14 protein-coding genes are annotated in these 7,146 nt (G+C 41.6%); all 14 read left to right on the forward strand.

The genetic code is table 11. The features are described from left to right. A partial coding sequence (locus IPP74_15050; GenBank protein ID MBL0320592.1) for a dCTP deaminase occupies positions 1-438 on the forward strand: 438 nt, incomplete at its 5' end. Between the two features lie 2 nt (positions 439-440). After that, positions 441-623: a hypothetical protein gene (locus IPP74_15055; GenBank protein MBL0320593.1), complete on the forward strand. Its 183-nt coding sequence runs from the start codon at positions 441-443 to the stop codon at positions 621-623. Further along, entirely contained in the window at positions 620-850 is a 231-nt protein-coding gene (locus tag IPP74_15060; protein ID MBL0320594.1) for a hypothetical protein, read from the forward strand. The genes IPP74_15055 and IPP74_15060 overlap by 4 nt, the downstream gene beginning before the upstream one ends. Before the next feature lie 269 nt (positions 851-1,119). Continuing rightward, positions 1,120-1,935: a site-specific DNA-methyltransferase gene (locus IPP74_15065; protein ID MBL0320595.1), complete on the forward strand. Its 816-nt coding sequence runs from the start codon at positions 1,120-1,122 to the stop codon at positions 1,933-1,935. A 5-nt stretch (positions 1,936-1,940) separates the two neighbouring features. Beyond that, entirely contained in the window at positions 1,941-2,405 is a 465-nt protein-coding gene (locus IPP74_15070) for a hypothetical protein (GenBank protein MBL0320596.1), read from the forward strand. Next, entirely contained in the window at positions 2,402-2,617 is a 216-nt protein-coding gene (locus tag IPP74_15075; GenBank protein ID MBL0320597.1) for a hypothetical protein, read from the forward strand. Before IPP74_15070 ends, IPP74_15075 begins: the two co-directional genes overlap by 4 nt. Before the next feature lie 29 nt (positions 2,618-2,646). Then, positions 2,647-2,832, forward strand: coding sequence for a hypothetical protein (locus IPP74_15080; protein ID MBL0320598.1), 186 nt, complete (start codon positions 2,647-2,649; stop codon positions 2,830-2,832). A 3-nt stretch (positions 2,833-2,835) separates the two neighbouring features. Continuing rightward, positions 2,836-3,063, forward strand: a complete 228-nt coding sequence (locus IPP74_15085) for a hypothetical protein (protein ID MBL0320599.1) — start codon at positions 2,836-2,838, stop codon at positions 3,061-3,063. Continuing rightward, positions 3,056-4,000 carry a hypothetical protein gene (locus tag IPP74_15090; GenBank protein ID MBL0320600.1) on the forward strand — a complete coding sequence of 315 codons (945 nt, stop codon included), beginning with the start codon at positions 3,056-3,058 and terminating at the stop codon, positions 3,998-4,000. Before IPP74_15085 ends, IPP74_15090 begins: the two co-directional genes overlap by 8 nt. A gap of 14 nt (positions 4,001-4,014) precedes the next feature. Beyond that, positions 4,015-5,478 carry a hypothetical protein gene (locus tag IPP74_15095; protein ID MBL0320601.1) on the forward strand — a complete coding sequence of 488 codons (1,464 nt, stop codon included), beginning with the start codon at positions 4,015-4,017 and terminating at the stop codon, positions 5,476-5,478. A 116-nt stretch (positions 5,479-5,594) separates the two neighbouring features. Beyond that, the gene (locus IPP74_15100) at positions 5,595-6,392 is read left to right on the forward strand and encodes a hypothetical protein (protein ID MBL0320602.1); all 798 of its coding nucleotides are present in this window, start codon (positions 5,595-5,597) and stop codon (positions 6,390-6,392) included. 9 nt (positions 6,393-6,401) lie between these two features. After that, on the forward strand, positions 6,402-6,647 hold the full coding sequence (locus IPP74_15105) for a site-specific DNA-methyltransferase (protein ID MBL0320603.1): 246 nt from the start codon (positions 6,402-6,404) through the stop codon (positions 6,645-6,647). A 1-nt stretch (position 6,648) separates the two neighbouring features. Next, the gene (locus tag IPP74_15110; GenBank protein ID MBL0320604.1) at positions 6,649-6,864 is read left to right on the forward strand and encodes a hypothetical protein; all 216 of its coding nucleotides are present in this window, start codon (positions 6,649-6,651) and stop codon (positions 6,862-6,864) included. Continuing rightward, the coding region (locus IPP74_15115; protein MBL0320605.1) for a hypothetical protein at positions 6,854-7,146 on the forward strand (293 nt) is incomplete at its 3' end. The genes IPP74_15110 and IPP74_15115, both read left to right, overlap by 11 nt.

A 7,146-nucleotide genomic window follows, 5' to 3' on the forward strand; every position in this document is an offset into this window, starting at 1 on the left:
GAAATACTGGTTGAATCAAAGCCACAAGAGTTTGACCAGATTGTTTCATTGTCTGCAAAAGAAAGTCCGAAGCTGGATCGAGTCTTTATTGGTGATGGCGGCTACATTATGAAACCGAATCGGTTCATTCTGGCTTCCACCATTGAAATGTTTAACTTGCCGAATGACATTTCGTGTGAGTTCAAGCTGAAGTCGAGTGTGGCTCGTGCGGGTCTGAATAACATGTTGGCGGTCTGGGTCGATCCTGGATTCAATAATTCACGGCTGACGTTGGAACTGAAGAATGATTTAGAGCATCATTCGCTGTTGCTGAATTCCGGAATGAAGATTGGTCAGATGGTTTTCTATCGTTGTCATCCAGTTCCGATGGACAGGTCGTATGCAGTGATAGGACGCTACAACAATTCAATGACGACCACGGCGAGCCAAGGAGTGTAACCATGAGTACGAATAATCCTTATGGTTATATTGAAGAAGAACTATTAAGAATTAAAGATAGTCTTGAATCTCAAAATGAAGAGATTATGTATGCGAGAATCAAATATGAAGAACGTGTTCGTTCTTACGAATCTCTTTCTCGTGCGCTTGAAAAACAAAAAGAATCCGATAAAGGAAATTCATGAGCGAACCGATTGATTTCCCTGGCCCGGCGTATCGTGGTGAATGCTTCGACCCCATCATTAACCGCGTTCGTGAAAAGTTTCTGAATCGTTCAGTGGTTGGATTGAATAAGTACGGCGTTGGATTGGACAGAACGGACTTGAATCGAAAGGACTGGTTGATTCATCTTCAGGAAGAATTGATGGATGCAGTGGGTTATCTGCAAGTGTTGATTGAGCTAGAGGATTAAATCAATGTTTGTATTCGTATTGTCTGCTGTTGCTTTAGTTATTGGTATCCTTGTTTTAATGGATTGTTACCGATAATGTTTATTGATGATGATTTGGTATTAGCATTTGTCATTGTAGGCTGTTTTTTATTGTTTATCCTATAGACAGCTTGTATTAACAATGCTATACTCTCCTTACCAAAACCAGAGGGGTCTATCTCAGACCCCTTTTATCGTGTCTGACTATGAATAGCACTCAAAATAGTATTCCATTTCAATCTGAAGTAATTATGAATGAAAAGATTAACAAGATTGACGTTACTCATAATAAATGGAATGCACAGTGTGGCGAGGTGTGGTTGCTCGGTAATCATCGAATTATTTGTGGTGATTCAACGGATGAATCCGTTGTTCAGAAAGTAATGAATGGTGTGATTCCTTTCTTGATGGTGACAGACCCGCCGTATGGGGTGAAGTACAATCCTTCGTGGCGCAATGAAGCGGCGAAGAACTGTAAAGCAATGTGGAATAACAAAAGTAAAGATAAAAACAATGTTACTGCGGTCGGCGAAGTATTGAATGATTCACAATCGGATTGGTCAGAAGCATGGAAATTGTTTCAAGGCGATGTGGCCTATGTGTATCATGCTCCTACCTTCTTTCCTGAAGTCTCAAACAGTCTGATTAAGAATGACTTTGCGATTCGTTCGCAGATTATTTGGAATAAGTCGCATTTCTCATTTGGACGTGGCGATTATCATTGGGGCCATGAATCGTGCGCTTATGCGGTTCGTCAAGGAAAGAAATCGAATTACATTGGTGGAAGGAAGCAGTCTACAGTTTGGAACTGTCAAGTGCTTCAACGAAATAACACCGGACACAGTACTCAGAAACCGTTGGAATGTATGCTGCGCCCGATTCGCAACCATGACAGTGAATTCGTGTATGACCCCTTCTTAGGCAGTGGCACCACCTTGATTGCGTGTGAACAACTGAATCGAACTTGTATCGGTATTGAACTTAATCCGCAGTATGTTAGTGTGATTCTCGAACGGTATAAATCAACAACCGGCAAAACGCCGACGCGAGAAACATCATGCAAATGAATCAGATGAATCAGTTGCCGAAGTCGGTGCTTCGTGGACAACAGGTTAAACCAAAGAAGAAAAGTAACGTCACCATTGAATTGTGGACGAATACGCAAGAAACCACGGAATATGCGCCTCGTCCAGAGCAAGGCCGTGTGGTGAAGATTGATGCTGAGAATATTTATCAATTCGCTATGATTGGAATGACGCAAGGCCAAGTCGCTGCGTATTATGGATTGAAGGAATCGGATTTCAGAGCCGCGATTTCGGATTACCCCGATATTGAAGATGCGTTCTTGATGGGCAAAGGTCGAGGAACCGCCGTGCGATTAGCGGCCTTGGCGAAGAAAGTGGCGGATGGCGACACCATTGCGATTATCTATTCATCAAAGGTCTTTGATGATTGCGTGGAAGCGGATAAACGACAGAATATCAAGATTGATGATTCAGTCAAAGTGCAAGTTTACTTACCGGAAAATGGTCGATGAAAATTATAAGTGTAAATAAATGTATTGAAATTGTGTTCTATGTAGAGACAGATGACGAGGAACCTGGAAGTAACTATAGGAGAGGCGAACATGGAGGATGGGAACAACTGATGGGTGAATCATGGGAAACCTGTTATTTCAAAGAAGATGAGATTGAATCTCTATTCAAACAATTTATGCTTGTTTCAAATCGTGGAAGTGAAATTGAATGAAATACGAATTGTCGATGAAGAATATAATTTTGAATATCCAACATCTTTATTCAAAAATGATTCGTCTGATTACTATCAACAAGAAAGTGAAAGATGGAGATGTGATTGCTACTCTCTTTGCTATCAAAAGTTATGAAGCACAAGACCGAATGATTAACGAGACGACTGATTTTAAGATTTATGGTGGAACCTATAGCAGTGGAAATGGTGAATAACCAATGAAATACGAATGGAGAGATTTGGATGAAGAATCACCTGAAGAGCCTGGACGTTACTTAGTCGTTCAGCATTTAAGTTCACGCCTTCGCTATCGGTGGGTGCGGTATTGGGATGGTGCGGATTGGGTGGATTCAAAAGAAATTAAGTATGGGCCGATTACCCATTGGACTGAATTGCCTCCGTTTCCAATGTATCATTCCAAAGTAAAGGTTTGCTGTTTTGAATGAATCGCTAATCCTTCGTCCGCAACCTGGAGCGCAAGAAAAGTTTCTGAGTACACCTGCGGATATTGCGATATACGGAGGTGCTGGAGGTGCTGGTAAAAGCCATGCTCTATTACTAGAGCCTATTCGACATATTCATGTTCCTGGTTTTGGTGGCGTCATCTTTCGTCGTGAAAGTAAAGAATTGACGATGGAAGGTGGATTGGTTTCAAAAGCAATGGGAATGTATCCGTATTTAGGCGGCGTGTATCGTTCACAGCCGACGCCTTCATTTACATTCCCAAGTGGCGCACGAATCTCGTTTGGGCATTTAAATCAGGAACGTGAAGTCTTTGCATGGCAAGGAAGTGAAATCTGCTATCTGGCTTTTGATGAGGGTTCCCACTTTAGCGACTCCCAAATTAACTACATGATGAGTCGCAATCGTTCAACCTGTGGCGTTTCCCCGTATGTACGCATTAGCACCAACCCAGATGCAGACTCTTGGATTGCTGAATTCCTTAGTTGGTGGATTGATCAGGAAACCGGATACGCGATTAAAGAACGTGGTGGCGTGATTCGCTATCTGATTCGTGTCGATGGACAGCGCATTTGGGGCGACAGTCGAGAAGAATTGGAGCAGTATGGTTGTGAATTGCTCGATGCGAAGTCCGTCACCTTCATTCCGGCCACCATCACCGATAATCCGATTCTGTTGTCGAAAGACCCTGGCTATCTGGCGAATCTGAAAGGACTGAGCTTCGTTGAGAAGAGTCGATTGTTGGATGGGAATTGGAAGATTCGTCCAGCCGCTGGAATGTACTTTCCACGGTACGACACCACCATCATTGATTGGGTGCCGACCGATGTCATTAAGTGGGTGCGGTCGTGGGATTTAGCGGCTTCCGAAGAGCAAGAAGGCAAGCATGTTGATTGGACATCCGGGATGAAGGTAGGGTAGGAGCATGAAAGCTGGTGATTGCTGATGTAGTGAGGGTTCAACGGAAAGCGGCTGACGTGCGTGCGTTGGTGCGTAGGATTGCGGATATGGATGGACGGGAGACGTGGATTGCGCTGCCCCAAGACCCCGGACAGAGTGGCAAGCCAATTTATGAGGAAGAGCTAATTTCAATGGCTGATGGTTCATTGAAGAAGCTAAAAGATGTTATTGAAGGTGATTTTGTTATTGGTAAAGATTCGTTTCCACATAAAGTTACTCATGTACATATTCAAGGATTATTACCTACATTAAAAATATCTACTGAATGTGGAAGAGTGATTCGTTCTGCATACGATCATCCATTTTTAACAACTGAAGGATGGACAGAAGCGCGTAATTTAACAACAAATGATGCGCTAGGTTTGTTGACTGGAATGAAAATTAATTCGTCAACAACAAGAACTGCCGAAGAATTTAGATTAGCAGGATATTTCGTTGGCGACGGTTCTGTTGGAATTAAAAAAGGTTCTATTTCTTCTGATGCTGGATTTTGTTGTATCGATCAAATTCAATTAGAAGATTTTAAGAATTGCGTTAAGTCGATTGGTGGTGCTGTTGTTATTCGTGGTCATCGAGGTGTTAATTATGGAACTACAGGTTTACAACAATGGTTAAGAGATACGGCGCTTGCTGGTAAAACTGCTTACAATAAGAGAGTTCCAGATTGGGTGTTTTCTGCACCGAATCATTTGATTGCTGAATTCCTTGGAGCTTACTTTGCTTGTGATGGAACTGTGTCAAGCAAAGGTGATAGTGTTATTTTTTATAGTGTTTCAAAAGAATTGTTGATTGATGTTCAACATCTTTTGTTACGACTTGGTATTTCTTCAAGATTAAAACAGAAGAATGGACAGTATCTTAAAACTCGTCATGTTTCATTTCTGTTGGTAATGAGTCAGCAGGATGATGGTTATCGTCGATTTGCTAATAGGATACCAATTCATAATGTTATGAAGAAACAAAGATTATCTGAATTGTCTGCAAAAAGTAGATTCAGAAGATTTGATGAGCAATATATTCCAGACAAGATTGTATCAATTACTGAAGATGGATTATTTCCTTGCCGTTGTTTAAGTGTTGAAAATGATAAATCATTTCTTGTTAATGATGTTGTTGTCCATAACTGTCAAGTAGAATCGTACAAGGAAATGTTGAATGGATTCGTGGTGCTGACGCGCACCATCACCAAGAATAAGTTAGTCATGGCTGAACCGGCAGCGGCACTCTGGCAGCAAGGCAACATTGAAATCGTTCGTGCAAAGTGGAATGAAGATTTACTTTGTGAATTAGAAGCGTTTCCGACGCCAAAGATACATGATGATCAAGTTGATTGTTTGAGTGCGGCTGTGACTCGACTGCCAGGTCATTCCATACCCGATTACACCAAGTCTGGTCTGAGCGCTAAGTTCAAAGAGTTCAGAAGGCATAACAAAGCCTAGCATTTATTTTGATAGTCAACTATTTTTCATGCTATACTTCTTGAAGTGGTGCGCCCTACTGTGCGGAAACACAGTAGCACGACTTCTCTTTAACCTGAACGATAGGCTAAGAACGAATGAATACTAACACCAATTTAATCCCGTTTCAATTTGAAGACCGCAGTATTCGAGTTTTGATGATAGATGGAACTCCGTGGTGGGTCGCGTTCGAGATTTGTTCTGTATTAGGAATTGCTAATGGTCGTGATGCAGTTTCACGGCTCGATGATGACGAGAAAACCACTGTCGTTATTACCGACAGTCTTATAAATCAAGGGTTTAGCAACAATGTTCCTGGAACCAAGATTACCATCATCAATGAACCTGGGATGTATTCGTTAGTTTTGACAAGCCGCAAACCTGAAGCAAAAGCATTTAAGAGATGGATAACACATGACGTTATACCGTCCATTCGTCAACAAGGTAGTTACGAGATTCAAAAGCATTCTCACGCTCGCGCACGAACCATTTACGAGGATGCGGCTGATCGATTGGAGCAAGAGATTCGTGTGGGCAAACTGTTAGAAGCTCCGCTTCACATTGTTCAGCAGGAATCCGTGAAATTAGTATGCCGTGATACTGGAGTGGATTTCAGCCATCACTTGACGTATGCGAAGGCGCAACAGGACGTTAAGCAAGAAGAAGTCATGAAGGAACCGACTGATTTAGCTCCTGAGCTTGGATTAAGGAATGCGACATCCGTTAATAAGTGGTTAGCAGAAAACAATCTTCAAGTAAAAGTAGGTAAAGAATGGAAACCTACGGATAACGGACAGAAGTATTGCGTGATTCATTCATGGACTAAGAAAGGTAAGGAAGGATATAACTTGAAATGGAATGTTAATTCTCTTAAGAACATTAAAGAAGCGGCTTAGGAGTTTATCGTGAATCCAGTCATCATTGGTAATGCGATTTTGTATAATGCGGATTGTAGAGATATTTTGCCGATGTTGCCTGGAGTGGATGCTGTGATTACTGATCCGCCTTATGGAATAAAGCGTCATGGTCAGAATGAAACATTTACAAAACTATCAAAACATAATCAAAGATTGCATGAAGCGTTGCGAACCATTGTGAATCCAGTCACTTCCATTACTCGTGTCTTTCCTGAATGGCAGTTAGGTGATTAAGATGCGTTCAGAACAATTTCTTGTTTATGAACATCTTTCATACGAAATGGTTGCAACTGCTTTACACTATATTCAATCGTATGAATTCAAACTTCACGAATGTATGAGAATGTTTGAAGCGATTGAATATGTAATAACACCTAAAAATTGTAGAATAAGAATATTTCCTGATTGGCAGTTTAGTGATTTCGCATTGGACAATCATCATGAAGACTGATTTGCAGTATCAGCAAGCCTTAATCAGTATTCTTGATTCAGGCGATGTGATTAACACCCGTAATGCCTGGACGCATTCACATATTGCATTAGAACCAATGACCTTCACGAGAACTCCGTTAGTGACGCTGCGGAATACGGCATGGAAGCTGGCGATTCGTGAAATGGAATGGTTTATGAGTGGAGAAGCGAAGTGTCCACCTGAATTATTGCCGTGGTGGAAAGGTCAGTTGAATAATGACGATCAATATTTGTGTGGATACAGTGAGCAATTTCGTTATGC

The sequence above is a fragment of the Alphaproteobacteria bacterium genome (assembly GCA_016722515.1).
Taxonomy (GTDB): domain Bacteria; phylum Pseudomonadota; class Alphaproteobacteria; order Rickettsiales; family JADKJE01; genus JADKJE01.